At 37.3% G+C, this 255-nt stretch carries 1 protein-coding gene; it reads left to right on the forward strand.

Translation table 11 applies throughout. From position 1 onward, the window contains the following. Positions 1-255: efflux RND transporter permease subunit (locus PSI06_RS21290; RefSeq protein ID WP_273604850.1), on the forward strand; the 255-nt coding region annotated here is incomplete at both ends.

The following is a 255-nucleotide window of genomic DNA, read 5'->3' on the forward strand; positions in this document are numbered from 1 at the left end:
CAATGACGCGCAAAACCGAAGACGGTAAAGTCGAAAATTTAGGTGAAGTTGTCTCTGGCATTGTCTTAAAACGCATGGGGTCTAATACTAAAGCCACCATTGATGGTATCAATGCAAGAATCCCATTAATTAATCAAGCATTGCCTAAAGGTGTTCGCTTTGAACCATTTTATGATCAGGCTGATTTGATTGAAAAAGCCGTTGATACAGTAGTTGATGCACTATTACTAGCATTTATTTTCATCTGTATTGTAT

The sequence above is a fragment of the Pseudoalteromonas sp. GABNS16E genome (assembly GCF_028598715.1).
GTDB lineage: Bacteria > Pseudomonadota > Gammaproteobacteria > Enterobacterales > Alteromonadaceae > Pseudoalteromonas > Pseudoalteromonas atlantica.